The organism is Gordonia sp. 852002-10350_SCH5691597 (assembly GCF_001665715.1).
Lineage (GTDB): Bacteria > Actinomycetota > Actinomycetes > Mycobacteriales > Mycobacteriaceae > Gordonia > Gordonia sputi.
In genome coordinates, this window is sequence record NZ_LZMO01000192.1 from 1 (window position 1) to 20,793 (window position 20,793).

Annotated in this window: 3 protein-coding genes and 1 pseudogene; 3 read left to right on the top strand and 1 reads right to left on the bottom strand. The window is 67.3% G+C overall.

The genetic code is table 11. The features are described from left to right. A partial coding sequence (locus A5777_RS24705) for an AMP-binding protein (protein ID WP_197502385.1) occupies positions 1-293 on the bottom strand: 293 nt, incomplete at its 3' end. On the opposite strand from A5777_RS24705, the pseudogene A5777_RS14020 reads away from it, so the two are divergent. The 3 genes and pseudogenes from A5777_RS14020 to entS form a co-directional block, all read left to right on the top strand. Next, a pseudogene (locus A5777_RS14020) lies at positions 199-5,934 on the top strand (amino acid adenylation domain-containing protein); the annotation flags it as partial. The gene A5777_RS24705 and the pseudogene A5777_RS14020 sit on opposite strands and share 95 nt — an antisense overlap. Further along, the gene (locus A5777_RS14025; RefSeq protein WP_064863129.1) at positions 5,931-19,454 is read left to right on the top strand and encodes a non-ribosomal peptide synthetase; all 13,524 of its coding nucleotides are present in this window, start codon (positions 5,931-5,933) and stop codon (positions 19,452-19,454) included. The pseudogene A5777_RS14020 and the gene A5777_RS14025, both read left to right, overlap by 4 nt. Next, positions 19,451-20,764, top strand: coding sequence for an enterobactin transporter EntS (gene entS / locus A5777_RS14030; RefSeq protein ID WP_064863130.1), 1,314 nt, complete (start codon positions 19,451-19,453; stop codon positions 20,762-20,764). The genes A5777_RS14025 and entS overlap by 4 nt, the downstream gene beginning before the upstream one ends. Positions 20,765-20,793 lie beyond the last annotated feature (29 nt).

Consider the following 20,793-nt stretch of genomic DNA (forward strand, 5'->3'; position numbering starts at 1 on the left):
GGGCTGTCGGTGACCGGATTGTCGGTGCCGCGGCTCTCCAGGGCGAGGTCGACGAGTGCTCTCGCCAACGACGGCACGGCTGTGACCTGGTCGACGGCGTGGCGGTCGACCAGCTCGACGAGTGCCATCGGGTCGCGCGCGGAAGTGTCGTCCGCGATGGCGACCGTTGCGCCTGCCGCCAGTGCGCCGAGGATCTCTGTGGTGCCGTCGTTGGCGAGAGCACTCGTCGACCTCGCCCTGGAGAGCCGCGGCACCGACAATCCGGTCACCGACAGCCCAGCCTCTGACAACACGGCCTCAGACGCCACAGTCTCTGAAAGACCAGCCCTTGAAAAACCAGCCTCCGAAAGACCAGCGCGACCCGAACCGACCGCCTCGATACGCCGCTGGATCGTCTCCGGTGAGCCGCTTCCCGACAGCACTGCTGCTCAACTAGCCAGCGCCGCAGATGAAGTGGTGAACTCGTACGGGTCGTCGGAGGTTGCGGGAGACGTCACGACCGCGACGATCCGCATCGACTCGAGCGAGGTTTCCAGCTCCCCTGGCGATACCGCCCCCAGAGATGTCACTGCCGCGGTCGGCACGATCACCGTCGGCACACAGGTCCCGGGCGCTGGTGTCGTCGTACTCGACCGCCACCTGCATCCGGTGTCGGTTGGCCGTCCCGGCGAGGTGTACGTCACCGGCGTCCAACTCGCACGGGGCTACCACGGCCATTCCGACTGGACGGCAACGCGATTCGTCGCCAACCCGGTAGGGTCCGGCGATCGGATGTATCGCACCGGCGATCGTGGTCTGATCACTCCGGACGGTAGCCTGCAACTGCTCGGTCGAGCCGACTCGCAGGTGAAGATCCGCGGCACCCGCGTCGAACTCGGTGAGGTGGAACAGGCCGTCCTCGCACTCGACGGCGTCGACGACGCTGTGGCGGTGGCCGGCCAGGATCATGACGGACACACTCGTCTGGACGTCTACGTTGCCGGAGCTCAGGCCCCCGACGCCGTCCCGGCCGCACTCGTCGCTACGTTGCCCGCAGCGATGATCCCGGCCACGTGGACACGACTCGACTCGCTGCCTCGCACACCGGGTGGCAAGACCGACCGCAGGGCGCTTCCCGCTCCGACCTCGCCGCGCACTACCTCTCGACGTGAGCCGAGCACCGACCTCGAGCGGCTCGTTGTCGACACCGTTGCCGACGTCCTCGGCCTCGACGCCGCGGACACCGCACGGCCGAGCGTCGACGACAACTTCTTCGACGTCGGTGGCCATTCTTTGTCTGCCACGCGTGTGCTGACCAGGCTGCGCTTGGCAACCGGACGCGTGGTCGGTGTTGCCGAGGTCTTCGCCCACCCGCGACTCGTCGACCTCGCGGCCCTCTTCGCAGACGACGGCGACGCTCCCGAATCCACGCCCGCTGGCGTCACCGGCAGCGCGGCAACAAAGCGGCCGCAGCGCCCCGAACGCATTCCACTCTCGCCGGCACAGCGCCGACTTGCCTTCCAGAGCGGGATCGGCGATGCCGCGTACACCATTCCGTTCGCCGTACGTTTCGACGGACCAATCGATGTGGCGCAACTGCAACGCGCGCTCGACGGCATCGTCGAACGCCACGAGTCACTGCGCACTCGGATCGTCGACGACGCTCAGGTCGTCGACCGGGTCGACGACGCGAGGGTGCTGATCGACGACCATCACATCGAACCCGCGGACCTCGACGCGACGATCGACAGTCTCATCGGGCGCCCCTTCGAGTTGTCGGCGGATCTCCCCTTGCGCGCCGATCTCCTGCGCGCTTCCGAGGCTTCGGCGGTGCTACTCCTCACGGTGCATCACATCGCCGCGGACGAATGGTCGGCCGCAACACTCTTCGACGAGCTCGCCGTCGGGTACAACGGCACGCCGGTTGCCGCGCCGCAGCTCCAGTACGCCGATCACACCCTCGCCGAGATCGAGCGGCTGGGCACCGTCGACGATCCCCGATCACTTGTGCACCGCCAGCTCGACTACTGGCGAAACCAACTCGCCGATGCACCCGCCGAACTCGACCTGCCCTACGACCGCCCGCGGCCAACCGAGCCGGATCCCGTTGGCGGCCAAGTCGAGATCGTCATCGACGCAGACGTTCTCGGCGGGCTCCGCTCGGCCGTCCGGGCACTCGACGCGACGGTGTTCATGGCAGCGCATGCCGCGGTGGCACTCGTGCTCAACGCGTCGGGAGCGGGCGACGACATCGTGGTCGGTACCCCGGTGGCCGGCCGGGCGTCGGCGTCCGTGGAGTCGCTGATCGGCATGTTCGTCAACACCCTGCCGCTGCGCACCGACCTCTCCGGTGATCCGACGCTCCTCGAGGTGCTGCGCCGCGTCAGGGAGACCGACGTCGCGGCCCTCGCCGCGCAGGATGTGCCGTTCGACGAGATCGTCACGGCACTCGCCCCGGAACGAGCACTGAGCCGACACCCGGTGTTCCAGACGATGGTCCAGTACCGCGACCCGATCGTCGCCCCCGAATTCACCGGCGTGCGTGCAGAACCGGTCTTCCCGCACTCCCGCACCGCCAAGTTCGACCTGACCTTCGAGTTCGTCGAGCTTGCTCGCTCCGCGGGCATCCGACTGCGCGTCGAGTACGCCGCGGCGCTCTTCGACGAAGCGACAGTCGCCGATCTCGCAGGACGCGTGAGTTCCATCCTGCGCACCCTTGTCGGCGCCCCGAGCAGTCACGTCGCGCAGTTGCGTCTGGGCCCGTCCACTGAGCTTCCCGCGCTGCCCGCACCCGATATCGCACCTCCTCGGCGATCCCTTGTCGACATCTTCTCCGCCACCGCTCGCACCTTTGCCGACCGTCCCGCCGTATCCAACGGGACGCGCACGCTCACCTACCGCGAACTGGACGCACACAGTGCGTCGATCGCCGCACGCCTGCACCGCGACGGGGTGCGACGCGGCCACTCGGTGGCACTGATCTTGGAGCGCTCGACGGACCTCGTCGCCGCGATCCTCGGAGTACTGCGCTGCGGAGCCGCCTACGTTCCGATCGACCCCGCCTACCCGGGTGAGCGCGTAGCGTCGACGCTCGCCGACGCCGCCCCGACGGTGGTCGTCGACGCCGACTACCTCGAGCGAGCAGATGACTCCGATTCGGTCACAGCGACTTTCGAGACCGAACTCACCCCGGCCGACCCGGCCTATGTGATCTTCACCTCCGGGTCGACCGGAAAGCCCAAGGGTGTCACCGTGACGCACGGCAACGTCGTCGCGCTGATCGACGCCACGACGGAACTGTTCGACGTCGACGAGAACGACGTGTGGACGCTATTCCACTCCTACGCCTTCGATTTCTCGGTGTGGGAACTGTGGGGTCCGCTCTCGACCGGCGCCCACCTCGTCGTTCCCGATCACGCCACCACGCGCTCACCCGCCGACCTCGCCACTCTCATCGGCGAGCGGGGCGTCACCGTGCTCAACCAGACGCCGTCGGCGTTCTTCGCCCTCGATGCCGCGGACCTCGCAGACACCGGGGACCGCGAGACCGCTGGGGCCGGATCGGCACTGGAGTCACTGCGCTACGTGATCTTCGGCGGCGAGGCGCTCGATCTGCCGCGCCTACGATCGTTTGTCCGGCGGTATCCGCGGACCACGTTGGTCAACATGTACGGCATCACCGAGATCACCGTCCACGCAACGTATCTGGTGCTCGATCAGCAGATCATCGATGCAGCGACGGGCAGTGACGTGGGTGCGTTGCTACCAGGTTTCACCGGCCACCTGCTCGACGGATACCTGCGCCGCGTACCTGTTGGCGCCGTGGGCGAGTTGTACCTCGCAGGCCCTCAGGTCGCCGCCGGCTACCTGCAGCGTCCGGCTTTACATGCGACGCGTTTCGTCGCCGACCCCTCGGGCACCGGTCAGGTGCTTTATCGCACCGGAGATCTGTTCCGTCGGACCAGGCAGGGTGCGTTGATCTATGTCGGTCGCGCGGACACGCAGGTCAAAATCCGCGGTTTCCGTATAGAACTCGGGGAGATCCGGGCCGCACTCGCGACTCTGCCCGGTGTGCGCGACGCCGCCGTCCTGACCCGGCCCGGCCCGAGCGGCGCCGACCGAATCCTGGCCTATGCCGTTGGGGACAACGTCACTCCTCAATCCCTGCACGCTGCGCTGCGCGACGCACTCCCCGAGCACGAGGTCCCGTCGGCCGTGCTGATCGTCGACTCGATCCCGTTGACCGTCAACGGAAAGACCGATGCCGCAGCACTTCCGGAGCCGGAGGTCGGCACCGCGGAGGGTCGTACACCGACGACCGAGATCGAGTCCGCGCTCGCCGACATCTTCGCCGACACCCTCGGACTCCCCGACCCGCCGAGCGTCGACGACGACTTCTTCGCTCTCGGCGGCGACAGCATCGTCTCGACGACCCTCGTCAATCGCGCACGGCGACGTGGTATCCGATTCACCCCGAGGGATGTCTTCACCCACCGCACCGTCGCCGGGCTGGGTTCGGTCGCCGAGTGGATCGACGACACCACGCCTGCCGCGCCGTCGAACCGCGACGATGCATCGGCGACCCGGCCGACACCCATTCCGCTCCTGCCGATCGTCCAACGACTCCGTGAGATCGGTGGCACCATCGACAGATTCAATCAGTCGCTCGTCGTCGACACCCCGGCGGAACTCGACGCCGACACTCTCCGCGCGATTATCCGTGCACTGCTCGATTCCCATGAGGCGCTGAGGAGTTCGTTGCAGACCGTCGCAGGTGTGCTCTGGACCATGCAGAGTGCGCCCCCGGGTTCGGTCGACGTCGACGACGTCCTTCGGATCGTCACGCTCGACAGATCGATCTTCGGCGGCCCGGACGCGCTCGCCGCAGCGGTGTCGGCCGAATCCGCCGCGGCTGCAGGCAGATTGTCGCCCGCCACGGGACTGATGATCGCCGCGACTTGGTTGACGACCGACTCGCCCGACGATCCGATCGCGGGACGACTGATCCTCGTCATTCACCACCTCGCCGTCGACGGCGTCTCCCGGCGTATCCTGCTCGAGGATCTCCGTACCCTCTGGGAGACGGCAGCCACAGGTGCTGAGCTGCAACCGATTCCGAATCCGACACCCCTGCACGCCTTCGCCGCCGCCGTGACCGAGCGAGCCGCCGATCCGGCACTGCTCGACGAGGCTGCCCATTGGGCGCAGGTGCTGGCACCGGGAGGCGAACTGGTGCCCGGTCGGCTCCCCACGTCGGGCACCGTCGCCGACCAGCGACGCCACGTCGCCACGTTGTCTCCGGGAACCTCGGCGTCGCTCGTCTCCGATCTACCCACCCGCCGCGGTGTGGGGATCACGTCGCTGCTCCTCGGGGCGTTGCGTGTCGCCGCAACACGAGCTCTCGGCACAGGGGACCTCATCGTCGACACCGAGCGTCATGGTCGCGATGCACACGAGTTCGGTATCGACGCGGATCTGTCACACACGGTGGGCTGGTTCACGACCGTCGCACCGATCCGGCTATTCGCCACCGACGACATCGGCGACGCGATCGCCGACGCCGAGAACGCGTGGACGGCAATGCCCTCTGCCGGAGCGGGATTCGGCATGCTGCGCTACCTCAACCCGCAGTTGTCGGGCGCGCTCGCCACCATGTCGCGTCCGTCGGTGCTGCTCAATTATCTCGGGCGGTTCACCGTCGGCGAGGACTCGCCATGGCAGCCCTCGGCGGAATCGACAGCGCTCGCAGCAGATCCAGACCCCGGACTCGGCGTCGCGTACCCACTCGAGATCGACATCGTCTGTCGTGACGAATCGTCGGGTCCGGTCGTCGCCGCAACGTTCAGCTACCTACCAGACCACCTCGACGACGCCGCTGTGCGTGAGCTCGCCGACGCACTATGTGCGGCGCTCGATTCGCTTGCGGCGCCTGCAGAATCCGGAGTCGATCAGTGACCTCGACACGCCCCGACGGCAACGCCCCGACAGACGCAGACACTCCTGTCCGCACACACGGCGACGCGCACGATGTCACACTGCCTGTCCTCGCCGGCCAACGCGACATCTATCTGTCGATGCAGGCATCCGGCGACCCCGCCCTCTACGTCACCGGGCTCTACGTGGAGGTGGACGCACGAACCGACGTCGAACGACTCAGGGCGTCTGTCCTCGCGGTTCTCGAGAATGCCGAAGCGATGCGCGCTGTGTTCGTCGAAGAAGGCGGCGACGTGCGGCAGCGAGTCCTGCCTACTGCCGACTTCGACGTCGACGTCCGCGAGATGCCTCTCCCCGATGCGCGCGAGTGGATGGCTTCGCAGCTCGCGCAGCCGATGGACGTCGAGCACGGACCACTCACCGAATGCACGATCCTGCGCACCGCCCGTACGGTCACCGACCCGGGAACCGCGCAGCCAGACCCGACACTGGTGTTTCTGAAGGTTCACCACCTCGTCTGCGACGGCATGGGGCTCGGCTTCTTCACCCAGGCGGTCCAGGAACAGTACGACGCAACGGAAGCATCTGGCGCCTCGGAAGCTTCGGGGGTTTCCGATGGCTCTGGGGCATCCGACAACGCCCGGCCGTCACGACCCAGGGATTGGCGACTACTCCCGGTGCTCGACGCCGAGCGCGACTACCGTGAAGGCGCCGACTTCGCCACCGATGCCGACTACTGGTTGGCGCGTATGGGCGACCGACCGCAGCCGGTGCGACTCCTCGACGACGATGTGGTGCCCGGCCGCGGAATCATCGCGTCGCGATTCGACATTCCCCTCGAAGTCCTCGACCCGTTGCGCGCGCTGGCGCGTGATGCCGGGGTTCGACCGACCGTCCTGCTCATCGCCGCAGTCGCGGCGTTTGCCCACGTGCGTACGGGCCGCACCGACCTGGTACTCGCGCTGCCTGTGACCGGGCGTCTTGACCGTAGAGCGCGCACAACACCGTCGATGGTGACGAGCGTGCTGCCGCTGCGTGTCGACGCGAACCCGCGAGACAATCTCGCCGACCTCGCCGCTCGCACCGAACGCGCGGTATTCGCACTCCTCGCCCACAGTCGTTTTCGCGGTGAGGATCTCGGCCGTGCTCTCGCAGTGCAGGCCAGGGACTCGGGTACTCCGGCACCATCCGACGGCCCGTACCGCATGTTCGGTCTCGGCGTGAACGTCATGGCGAACACGTCGCGGCAGACCATTGGTGGCCAACCACTCTCGCTCCACGCCCTAGCGTCCGGGCCGGTGTCTGATGTCGAGATCCAGATCCAGCTGAGGCGTCGCGACAGGCCCGCCGAAGTCGTCGTGCGCACGGTCGCCGACGCCGCTGAGCAGGCGCACGGTATCGGCGAGGATTACGCCGCCTTCCTGCGGGCACTCGCCGCGGCTCCCTCCGCACGCCTCCGCACGTTCACCCCCCACGGGCACCTCGACGCTGCGATTCGAACGGTTCACACCGAAACGCACGGAGCTGCAGGCGCAGTATCGCTCACGCCTGCGTTGGCGCGACTTCGCGAAGGCCAGATCGACCTGGATACATTGCCGCCCCGCATTGTTCGCGCCTGGGCGTCGTCGACTGTGACTCCCGACGCCGTCCGCGAGATCGCCTCTGCACTTGTTGCGACCCATCCGGCGCTGCGTACCGCGGTGAATCGGCCAGCCCCGATCCTGTGGACCCTGACGACCGCATCCGCGCAGGACAGCTCCATTCCCGTCTCGATTGCCGACAGCGCGCCGGCCGAACCGCTCGGACGCGGCTTGACCTTCGTGCCTGCGACCGGCGAGTTGGTCGCCGCGTTCGACGCAGCACTCATCGATCCCACGTCTGCGGAGATCCTCCGTACCGATCTGCAGATCGCGCTCGACGACGCCGCGGCGGGTCGGCACATCGACGTCGATGCCCCCGACACCGAACTCAGCACTGTGGCAACGGGGTTGGCGGGGCGAGCGGCGGATGTCGGCGCGCTGGCGCATTATCTCGAAACGCTCGCGCCGGGAGCGACGCTACCGCGCATCGACGGCGCGTCCAGCACACCGCGGGCCGATCACACGACACGCACCTCTCGAGTCGACGTGGACGACCCGAACGTCGAACGTCCGAACCAGCACGGCCTCGTTGCGGCGCTGGCAGGCGCGGTCGCAGACGTCTTCGGTGCCGCCGCGCCAACCGAACTCCTGATCGACCTGGCCGTTGACCTGCGAGCCGTCGGCGGTGAACGCGTCGGCGCACGCACGGTGGGCCCGCTGCAGGCACTCGAGCCGCGTCGCGTCGACCTGACGAATCCTTCACTCCCCGACGGCTCGAACCCGACCCTCGGCAACGGGCCGGGTCTCGACGTGCTGCGCTATCTCTCACCACAGGTCGGCGCGGCGTTGACCGAAGCCACCGCTGCGGGGCAGATCGTCGAACCCGACGTGCTGGTCGGCGACCACGGACTGCCGACCGCACACTCCGTCTCGATTCGGCTGTTGCGCAACGACTCTCCCGATCACACCGGCTGGTCGGTCATCGTCGACGTCGATGCGGAAGTCATCCCGCACGCCGACACCCTGGCGCACGCCATCACCGACCGAGTGATCGCAGACGCCGATCGACGTCTGGTGGCACTCGACGATGCGACCGTCGAACGACTCACCCGCGAACACGGAACCATCGACGACATCTGGCCGCTGACACCCCTACAGGAGGGTTTGTTCTTCCAGTCGCAGGTCGACGCGTCCGACGACATCTACACCGCACAGTTCTGGCTCGACCTCGGCCACCGAATCGACGTCGAGGCGCTGCGGAGCGCCGCACGGGCGCTACTCGACGAGAATCCCGAATTGCGGGCCGCGTTCGTCGAGGTCGACGGCTCCCCTGTCCAGATCATCCGCAACGTGGTCGATCCCATCATCGCGGAGGTCGACCTCACGGCGGCGTCGGCCGACGTCGTCGACTTCGAGCTCGACGCGGTTCTCGACGCCGACCGCGTCCGCGAGATCCCGATCGGCACCGCACCACTCTGGCGCATCACGCTGATCCACCTGCCGAATGAGCACGACCGCATCGTCGTCAATCGTCGATTCCTACTGTGGGACGGCTGGTCTGGCGGGCTCGTGGTGTCCCGGTTGCTCGCCCATCTCGAGGGCACCCCGGCCACGACTCCCGAAGCGTCGCTGCGCGACTACCTCGCCTGGATCGCTGACACGTCTGACGCCGACGCACTCGAGGCGTGGCAGGCACACCTCGACGGCTACACCGAGCCGGCGCTCGTCGCGCCGCGTGCGGTGGGGTCGACGCCTCGCGCGCCGCGTCGGATCGAGGTCGATCTCGGTGTCGCCGCGTCGGAGTCACTCCGCGCCGACGCGAGAAGCGCTGGCGTCACACTCAACACCGTCATCTCGGCAGCGTTGTCCCTCACGCTGTCTCGCGTCCTAGGAGTCACCGACGTCGCGTTCGGCTCGACCGTCGCGGGCCGCCCGACCGAGGTGCCCGGCCTCGACACCGTCATCGGACTGTTCCTGAACACCGTCCCCGTCCGAACGGTGTTGCATCCGCAGGAATCAGTGCGAGACTTCCTGCGCCGCAGTCAGGATGCCCGGGTGGCGCTGATGGCCTACGACCACATCGGGTTGGCCCGGTTGCAGCAGGAGACCGGGCATCCGGTGCTGTTCGACGTCCTCTACGTGTTGCAGAACTTCCGCACCGAAGAAGAGGAACGCGAGCAGTCGGCGCTACACGATGTCATTGGCGAGGGGAGTCTCGACCACACCCACTACCCGGTGGCGCTCGTCGTGACCCCTGGCGCATCGATTCGATTCCGACTCGAGTATCGCGACGACCTGATCGAACATCGGTACGCCGACGGATTCGTGACACGATTCCGCCGCGCACTGGAGTCGATCGGTCGCGACCTCGACACCGCGGTTGCCTCCCTCGATCTCTCTCTCGACTCGGACGTTGCGCTCGTCGGCCCACTCCATCGACTACCCGACACCACGGTGTCGGGATTGCTCGCCGAGCGCGCTGCGATGATCCCCGACGCCGACGCACTCATCTACGGCGACTCGCGTCTCACCTACGCCCAGCTCGACGGCGAGGTAGACCGTGTCGCGCAGGTGCTCGCAGAGCACGGCGTCGAAGCGGAAACTGTTGTTGCACTGGCGATCCCCCGTTCAATCGAGACCGTGGTCGCGCTCTTCGCGATCCTGCGGGCCGGCGGAGCATATCTCCCCCTCGAACTCGATCATCCCGACGGCAGACTCCACGGCATCATCGACGACGCGGGGCCGTTGCTGATCCTGACCCACAGCTCGGTGGCGCACCGATTCGACACGGTCGCCCTGCCGACCCTTACGGTCGACGACCTGCCAAACCCCACAACGCCGGAATGGGTTGCCCCCCACGTCGACCCGGATCAACCCGCCTACGTGATCTATACGTCGGGTTCGACGGGTAAACCCAAGGGTGTCATCACGCCCTACCGCGGTCTGACGAACATGCAGCTCAACCACCGCGAGAAGGTCTTCGAACCCGCGATCGCGCTCGCTCGTGAGGCCGGTGTCAGCGGTAGGCTCCGCATCGCGCATACGGTCTCGTTCGCGTTCGACATGTCGTGGGAAGAACTGCTGTGGCTCGTCGAGGGCCACGAGGTCCACGTCGCCGACGAGCAACTCCGTGCCGATTCGACGGCGCTCGTCGCCTACTGCGCGACCCACCGCATCGACGTCATCAACGTGACGCCCACGTATGCCGCACAGTTGTTCGCCGACGGCCTCCTCGCAGGCGACCACGTGCCCGCGCTCGTCCTGCTCGGTGGCGAGGCCGTCTCCGAACCCGTGTGGACCGCACTTCGTCAGCACCCGCACACCCTCGGCTACAACCTCTACGGCCCGACCGAGTACACGATCAACACCCTCGGGGTTGGCACCGACGAAACACCGACATCGTCAGTCGGTACTCCAATCTGGAACACCACCGCGCACCTGCTCGACCCTTGGCTGCGGCCGGTGCCCGCCGGGGTACCTGGCGAGTTGTACATCAGCGGCGCGGGACTGGCACGCGGATACCTCGGACGGCCCGATCTGACGGCCGAGCGGTTTGTCGCGGATCCGTTCTCCGACGGAGGCCGCCTGTATCGCACCGGAGACGCGATGAAGATCCGTCCCGACGGAAACCTCGACTTCCTCGGACGCACCGACGACCAGGTCAAGGTCCGCGGCTATCGGGTCGAGCTCGCCGAGATCGATGCCGCGGTGACCGCGCTGCCACAGATCGCGTCGTCGGCAGTCGTGGCGACCGCCGATCCGGCAGCACCCGATGTCAAACGTCTGGTGGCGTACGTGATTCCCACCGACGCGGGCTCGGAGCTCGACTACGCGCAATTGCGACGTGAGTTGAGCGCGAGCCTCCCCGACTACATGGTCCCGACCCTGTTCGCCACGGTCACCGAGTTCCCGATGACTGTCAACGGCAAGCTCGACGTGAAGGCGCTGCCGGTCCCCGAGGTCGGCGGTACGCGACGCGCGCCACGCACCGAGCTCGAAAGACGGCTCTGCGAGGTCTTCGCCGAGGTCCTCGGCCTCCCGGCCACCGACGAGGGATGCGCGGTCGGTATCGACGACGACTTCTTCGCACTGGGCGGTCACTCCATGGCGGCGATGCGACTCGTCTCCACACTGCGCGCCGAACTCGGCGCCGAACTGGCCATCCGCGACCTCTTCGAGGCGAGGACTCCCGCCGACATCGCCACGCGCACCGAACTGACCGGGTCGACCACCGACATCGCGACCGGTATTCGGCCGGACCGCATCCCGCTCTCGCCGGCACAGGAACGACTCTGGGTGCTCTACGAGATGGATCCCGACGACATCTCGTATCACAACGGCCACGTCGTGCGCGTGCACGAATCCATCGACACCGACGCTCTATCGGCGGCGATGAGAGACGTACTGGCGCGCCACGAGAGCCTGCGCACCGTCTTCGAGACCACCGCGGACGGCGAGGTGCACCAACGTGTTCTCGATCCCGCAGAGGTCCCCGACGTGGTCGAGGTGCGTGCCGCCGGCGCCGATGTCACCGAGGTGACACGCGAGTTCCTCACGCGTGCTTTCGATCTGCGTTCGACGCCACCGATTCGCGTACAGGTGACGCAGGTCAACGCACCCGACGAGTCGCCAACCGTTGCGGTCCTGACCATCGCGATGCATCACATCGCCACCGATGAATGGTCGGATCGACCACTGCTCACCGACCTCACCGCTGCCTACGCCGCACGGGCGACCGGTGCGGTACCAGAGTTCTCGCCACTACCCGTGCAGTACGCCGATTACGCACTGTGGCAACGTGATCGGATCAGCGAGAGAGGGCAGAAACAGCTCGATTTCTGGACCGACACACTCGCCGATCTCCCCGAGGAGCTCACACTCCCCCGCGACCGCCCACGACGTCCCGGTCCGCCCGGCCCCGCGGCAACGGAGTCGACAGTCGTCGACGCCGACACCCGTTCGGCTCTCGCGCGCATCGCCGCCGACCACGGAGCCAGCATGTTCATGGTCGCCCAGGCGGCCGTGGCCACACTGCTGTACCGGGTGGGCGCCGGAGCCGACATCCCGCTCGGCTCGCCGGTGTCCGGCCGCAACGATCCCGCGCTCGACGACCTCGTCGGATTCTTCGTCGACACCCAGGTGTTGCGCACCGACGTCGGCGGCCACCCGCGTTTCGACGAACTCATCGATCGTGTCCGCGCAGTGGATCTCGCAGCATTCGACAACCAGGACATCCCCTTCCAGCAGATCGTCGAACACCTTGCACCGCGGCGTGTTCCCGGACGTAATCCGTTGTTCTGTGTCAGCGTCGGATATCTGCCGTTCGGCTCGATGCCCGATCGCTTCCTCGGAGTCCCGGCGACGTTCGAGCACCTGACGTCCGTGTCGGCCAAGTTCGACCTCGCGTTCACCGTTGTCGACAACACCGAGACCGGCGAACTGACGCTCGCACTCGAGTACGCGACCGCGATGTTCGACGCCGCAACCGCTCGGGACCTACTCGCACGCTTTGCCCGCATCCTGCGCGCCGTCAGTGCGACGCCCGAGATCGTCGTCGATCAGATCGAGCTTCTCAGCGCTGACGACGAGGCGTCCGCCCGCGACGCCGAGCGCGGTGCGCAGGCACTCGCCGATCACGACGACACGGTGACAGATCTCATCGACGACGCCACGCAGCAGCATTCGTCGCGAATAGCGTTGTCCGACACCGATGGTGGATCGGTCGACTACGCCCAGCTCGCCGCGGCGACCAGACGCTTGGCCGCCCGACTCGTCGACGTTGGCGTGCGACCGGGCGACGTGGTTGCCGTCTTCGTGCCACGAAGCATGGCGCAACTGGCGGCCCTACAGGGCGTACTGCGCGCGGGTGCGGCCTACCTTCCGATCGACACCGACACACCGGCCGACCGGGTCGCAACGATCCTCGACGACGCGCACCCCGCCGCCGTCGTCGTCGGAAGCGGCAGCTCGGCACTGGCCACAGTCAGTGGCCCCACGATCAGCGTCCCGACGATCAGCGTCGACGACGGTCTCTTCGATGAGGACTCTGCGGACTCGGTGACGGCGCCCACGAACGCTGCGTTGCCTCACGTACGTGCCGACGACGCGGCCTATGTGATCTACACGTCGGGTTCGACGGGCAGGCCGAAGGGCGTGGTGGTCACCCACCGCAGCGTGGTGAACGTGCTGCGGTGGCGCGTGCAGACGATGCCCGGCGGCGGTATCGGACACACCGACACCGTTCTCGCCAAGACGCCTGTCGGTTTTGACGGTGCTGTGTGGGAATTGTTGCTGCCCTTCATCGTCGGCGCGCGTGTTCTGGTCGCTGACGCGGGCGCACAGCGCGACCCCCGCAGACTCGCCGACATCATCGGCGCCCACGGCGTCACGACGACGGTCTTCGTTCCGTCGCTGCTCGAGCTGTTCGTCCCCCACCTGCCGGGCCTCGACTCCCTGCGTCACATGATCGTCGGCGGCGAGGCGTTACGCACCGAACTTGTCGACGACGTACTCGCCGCGGCACCGTCGCTCGCACTGATCAACGCCTATGGTCCGACCGAGACCACCGTCGTCGTCACCGATCACACCGCAGTTCCCCACGCGACCACCCGTACGGCACCGATCGGACGTCCGATCGCGGGTACCGATCTCCTCGTCCTCGACACGTCGCTGCAGCGTGTACCCGACGGCGCGGTAGGCGAACTGTACGTGCGCGGAACACCGCTCGCCCGTGGGTATCTCGGCCGCCCGGCCCGCACCGCGGGCTCCTTCGTCGCGGACCCGACCGGTGACCTGCCGGGCGCACGCGTGTACCGGACGGGCGATCTGGTCCGCCGTCGAGAGGGCGTCCTCGAATACCTCGGCCGCATCGACAGCCAGGTGAAGGTACGCGGCAACCGCGTCGAACTCGGAGAGATCGAGGCGGCGCTGCGTTCGCTCCCACTGGTCGCCGACGCCGCGGTAGCCGTCGACTCCGATCGTGTCGTCGGCTGGATCGTCCCCGCTGGTGATTCGCCAGCCGGTGCATCGCAGAAGGGCTCCGTTGTCGAGTCCGCGACACGTCAACTCTCGACGCTGCTGCCGGACTACATGATCCCATCACCGCTGATGGTGCTCGACGCGTTTCCGCTGAATCAAACCGGCAAGCTCGACCGCCGTGCGCTACCGGCACCGACCGTCGACGGTTCGCAGGGCACCCGCCCGCGGACTGCACTGGAATCCGACCTCGCCGAGATCTTCTCGGCGGTGCTCGGGACCGACGTCGCCGATATCCACGCGAGCTTCTTCACCCTGGGCGGCCACTCGCTCGCCGCCATCAAGCTGGTCAACCTGATTCGCGGCTCACTCGGGTACGACGTAGGGGTCCGGACCGTCTTCGACGAACCGAGCATCGCTCAACTGGCCGAGTGGCTCGTCGCCAACGGGGATTCCGCGTCCGCACAATCGCATGCGGACACAACGAGTTTGCGTCGTCGTGCCGACGCCGAGCCGGTGCTCTCCTTCGGTCAGGCCCAGATGCTGACACTCGCGGGAGTGTCGGGACCCACCAGCACCTACAACGTGCCGCTGCTGTGGCGTCCGGGCGGACCCGAGGGGACAACTCCCATCGACCCCGACGTGCTGCGCGCAGCAGTCCGTGACGTCGTCGACCGTCACGAGATCCTCCGAACGCGGTACCCGGACGACCGCCCCGACGTCGTCGTCGCACCGGAGATTCCGGTCCGTGTGGTCTCCGACATCGCCGAGCTGCACGCAGACGCGGCACACGCCTTCGACCTCGCCACCGAGATACCGATTCGCGTGGCTACAACGTCCGAGTTCGCGGTGGTCACGATTCACCACATCGCCACCGACGAATGGTCGGCAGCACCGCTGCGTGCCGACCTCGATACCGCGTATCATGCACGCGCACAACAGATTGCACCCGAATGGGACGATCTCGCTCTGCAGTACTCCGACTTCGCCGCATGGCAGCGGGATCTGCTCGCCGACGACCGGGGACGACGCGAGCTGGACTTCTGGCGCCGCGCCCTCGACGGTTCGCCAGAGGAACTGTCACTTCCCTACGACCGGGCCCGACCTCCGCGTCCGTCGGGTCGTGGTGACGGAGTCCTGGTCGGCGTTCGCCCGGACACCGTCGTGGCGCTCAAGGAACTCGCCGCATCGACCGGAACGTCGATGTTCATGGTGTTCCAGGCGGCCGTGGCGGTCCTGCTGTCGCGACTGGGTGCAGGCACTGACATCCCGCTCGGATCGCCGGTCACCGTGCGCGACGACGCACGCCTCGACCAACTCGTCGGCTTCTTCCTGAACACCCTCCTGCTGCGCACCGATGTGTCGGGAGACCCGACGGTGGCCGAGCTCCTCTCCCGGGTCCGCGCAGACGATCTGTCGGCGTTCGAGAACAAGGACGTCCCGTTCGAGCAGGTCGTCGAAGCGGTGGCGCAGTCACGCTCGTCGGCGCTCAACCCGCTGTTCCAGACGATGGTGGTCTACGTCGACGGGCGACTGACCGAGTCACCAACCGACGGAAACACGGGAACCGACAAGGGTGAAGGCACCGCGCCGCCGCTGCCGACGACAGCGAAGTTCGATCTGTCGTTCGACTTCACCGAGGACGCCACCGGCGTGACGCCGCGGGTGGGTGGAGTGATCGAGTACAGCACCGACCTGTTCGACCGGGTCACCGTCGAATCGATGGCTCAGCGGCTCGTGATGATCCTGGAATTCATGGCGGCACAACAGGATCGCCCCCTGCGCGACCTCGACATCCGGATCACGACGGAACTGCGTGACCTCCATCGTCCTGCCGCTCCAGCGTCGACCTTCCCCGAATTATTCGACGCCGCGGTGGCTCGAGATCGATCTGCACCTGCGCTTCGAGGCCATGACGGCACTCGTACGTTCGGCGAACTCGATCTGCGCGTGAAGACTATCGCGGCCAGGCTCGCGGCCGAGGGCATCGGTCCCGAGGACGTGGTCGTGGTCTCGCTGCCACGCGGTGTGGTCGCACTCGAAGCGATCTTCGGCGTACTCGTCGCGGGTGCCGCCTACCTCCCCATCGAGCCGGGCACACCATCCGAGCGAGTTGCCGCGATGACCCGCGTCGCGGCGCCGCGGCGCGTGATCGACGACCTCGACGACCCCATTCTCGCTGCAGCACAGGCCGATTCGGTGCCTGTGCTGAGGCGAGCCGCAACAGTGCTACCCGACCACCCCGCCTACGTGATCTTCACCTCCGGGTCCACGGGCACACCCAAGGGTGTCGTGGTGCCCCATCGCGGTCTTGCGAACCTCTTTGCGAGTCATCGGCGCATGCTCCATGAGCCCGCACGTCGCCGTGCCGGGCGTGACCGACTGCGCGTGGGCCACGCATGGTCGCTGGCCTTCGACGCCTCGTGGCAACCACAGCTGTGGCTGCTCGACGGCCACGAGGTGAGCATCGTCGACGCCGATACCCAGCACGACGCGCAGGCGCTAGCCGGACAGTTGCGTGCCGAAAACTGGGACTTCCTCGAGCTGACACCATCACACCTGCGTCAACTCGACGGTGCCGAAGAATCCATGTGCGCCATCGGTTTCGGTGGCGAAGCGGTTCCGGACGCACAGTGGCAGCGCTATCGCGAACTCACCGGCACCGACGCCTACAACCTGTACGGACCCACCGAGGCGACGGTCGACGCTCTCGTCGCACGCGCGGCCGACGCCGAGCATCCGGTGGTCGGCCGACCCGTCGACGGAGCGCGAGCCTACGTCCTCGACCCCGCACTCATGCCGGTTCCCGACGGCGTCGACGGTGAGTTGTACCTCGCCGGAGCAGGATTGGCACGCGGCTATCTCGGTCGCGGTGACCTGACTGCCGAACGCTTTGTCGCCGATCCGTTCGCTGCCGACGGGTCGCGGATGTATCGCACGGGCGACACGGTTCGCTGGACGCGCGACGGCCAACTCGACTTCCGCGGCCGTGCCGACGATCAGGTGAAGATCCGCGGCTTCCGCGTCGAGCTCGGTGATGTCGAGTCGGCGCTGACGTCGATGCCGGGTGTGGCGACGGCGCTCGTCGTCGCGCGAGCAGGCAGGCTCGTCGGCTATGTCGTGACCGATCGTTCACCGGAGGAGAACTGGGCAGGCGAGCAGCAGGCTCCGGTGGAGCCCCCGGTGGAGCCTGCAGCCCTGCGTGCTGCCGTACGCGCGATGCTGCCCGACTACATGGTTCCCGCGACGGTTGTCGTCCTCGACGCGCTGCCCACCCTGCCGAACGGCAAGATCAATCGCCGCGCGCTGCCGGAGCCGACTTTCGAGCACGAGGTGCGTGCCCCGGAGACAGACGTGCAGCGGCGAGTGTGTCACGCCGTGGCCGACGTGCTCGAACTGCCGGCCGACCAGGTGGGACTCGACGACGACTTCGCCGAGCTCGGTGGCGACAGCATTGTGGCGATGCAACTCGTCGCCCGGTTGCGCGCCGAGGGCTTCACACTCAGTCCGCGTGACGTGATGGTCAACCGCACCATCGTCGGACTCGCAGAGACACTTCAACGCGCAGCGACCACACCGGAACTCCCCCGGGTGGCCGCTGGCGTTGTGCCTGCGACACCGATCGTCGGCTGGCTCGACGAACTCACGAGCGGCAACGCCGAGCACATCGGCGGCTTCCACCAGTCGGCGCTGCTCACTGTTCCCGCGGGTCTCGACGTCGACGCACTCACGCGGGCGCTGGGCGTTCTCGTGTCGCGCCACCACATGTTGCGTGCACGGCTCGTCGACACCGCGTCGCCGTGGCACTTCGAGATCCCCGAGATCCGCGAGGACACAACCGAATCCGGCGTCGTGCCCGAGGTGCTCGTCGTCGACGGTCGTGACGGCACTGACTGCACTGGCGGCGACCTGACCGCGCTCGCGCATACTGTCCGGACTCGACTGGATCCCGTGGCAGGACGCATGATCGCGGCCGCGTGGAGCGATCGGGGCAGCGAGCCGGGCCGCCTGCTGGTAGCCATCCACCACCTCGTCGTCGACGGTGTGTCGTGGCGCGTGCTCGTCCCGGAACTGATTGCCGCGTACACGCAGCTGACCGAAGGGGTTGCACCGGAAGACATCTCGCTCGCGCAGGTATCGACCGACTTCGGTGCATGGGCGCGCGAGTTGGCGGTATTGGACCGCAGCGGTGAGGCCGACCTCTGGCGTCAGATCGCCACCGATGTCGATCCGCTGGCCGTCTTCTCACGTCCCCTCGACCCGGCTCGCGACCGTCAGGGCACCGTGCTCCGACATCGCGTCGAGGTCGACACCGACGTCGCGCGGGAGATCCTCGGTCCGGTCGGGGCGCGGCTGGGTGTCGGCGTCGACGAGGTGCTGTTGGGCGCATTCGGTGCGGCGATCAGCACCCCGACGCTCGTCGACTCCGAGGGACACGGCCGCGTCGAACATCTGGTTCCCGGTGCCGATCTCACCGGCACCGTCGGCTGGTTCACTGCCGTCCATCCGATCCGGGTCGGCGGTACCGACGACGCGGCGACACAGGCGAGGAGCCTCGCGGCGCAACGGGCGACGATCCCGGATGGTGGCGTGGGGTACGGTCTGCTCCGGTACGGTTCTGCGGGCGAAGACGGAAGCACCGCTCGGGCGGTCACCGACCTGCCGAGTGCGGCCATCGAGTTCAATTATGTTGGCCGATATCGCGATTTCGCGTTCGACGGGTGGTCGATGGCGCCCGAGTCGGTCGACATCGGACCCGACGACGAGATGTCCGCAGGCTACGGACTCATCGTCGACGTCGCGACGGTCGACGGTCCTGACGGGCCACGACTGTCGGCAACGTGGAGCTATCAGCCGGGAATGATCGACGCGCACGCCATTGCGCGTCTGGCAGAACGATGGCTGGCTGCCCTCGCTGAGTTGGCGAAAATTGACACTGCAGAACTGGCGAGCGTGCATACCGGCGAGACGGAAGGTGGTCGATGAGCGGCAAGGTAACTGGGGTCCTGATCGATATCAGTCCCCTGCGCGAGAGCGCGGCCTTCCGCCGCATCTTCTGCGCCCGACTCATCTCGATCATCGGCATCGGACTCCTCATGGTGTCGGTGCCGATCCAGATGTACGACCTCACCGGGTCGTCGGCACAGGTCGGCGCGGCGACAGCCGTCACGGGCATCACGACGTTCGTCGGCATGCTGGTTGGTGGCGTTCTCGCCGACCGGTTCGATCGCAAGAAGCTCATTCTTCTCGGACGCACGGGCGCGGCACTGAGCTTCGCAGGCCTCGCGCTGAACGCCTTCGGTGTATTCGGCACGACGTCGGTGGTGGCTCTCTACGTTCTTGCGGGCGTCGACGGGCTGATCGGTTCGCTCTCGACGTCGGCGCTGATGGCTGCGGTGCCGACGCTGATCCCACGAGACAAGCTCGTGGCCGTCGGCGCACTCAGTTCACTGACCGTGCGGGTGGGGACCGCGATCTCGCCTGCCATCGCCGGATTGATCATCGCGGCTGCCGGCGTCGAGTGGGCCTACACCATCGCCGCGATCCTGGCGACGCTCACCGTACTGATCCTGCTGGGTCTCCCGTCGATGCCACCGACCGCGGCAACCCTTGGCGCAGAGTCGGAGTCGGCCTCCGGAGGAGCTCAGGTCAACGCCGCGGACGCGGCACACAGCGAGTCGCCGCAATCACTCCTCGAATTCCTCACCTCGCAACGCGTCGTGCTCGGCGTGATGATCGTCGGCGTCCTGGCGATGTTGGGCGCTGGCCTCGTCGCACTCCTTCCCGCGCTTGTGGCGCAGCGGTTCGGTGGCGACGCCAGGGCCACCGGTCTGCTGTATGCGGCCGTCGCGTGCGGTGCGATGCTCGGTGCCCTCACCAGTGGCTGGTTGGCAGGCGTGCGGCGTCCGGGCGTCGTGTTGCTCGGCGCACTCGCCGGCGCGTCGCTCGTCCAGGTCCTCTTCGGATTCGCACCGGTGGCTTGGCTGGCGATTGTCCTGCTGTGCATCGTCGGATATCTCGAGGCGACGCAGGAGGTGCTGCGGTACTCCCTCATCCAGCACGACACTCCCGGTCCGCTGTTGGGACGGGTGAACGGCATCTGGATGGCCCAAGAGGTCGGCGGCGTGACGATCGGTGCGCTCGTCGCAGGCGTCTTCGGCACGATCTGGACCGCATCGGATGCCATCGTCTACTACGGACTGGCGCTGCTCGTCCTGTCGATCATCGCGGCCTTCGTGCTGCGGGCGGTCGTTGCGGTGCAAAACGACCACCCGGTGGAGAGCACGCTGTCCTGAGCGGCCTGAGCGGCCTGAGCGGCCTGAGC

What these genes read in the sequence shown, in the direction of transcription:
- entS (WP_064863130.1), top strand. Translation starts at nt 19,451, where the DNA reads ATGAGCGGCAAGGTAACTGGGGTCCTGATCGATATCAGTCCCCTGCGC.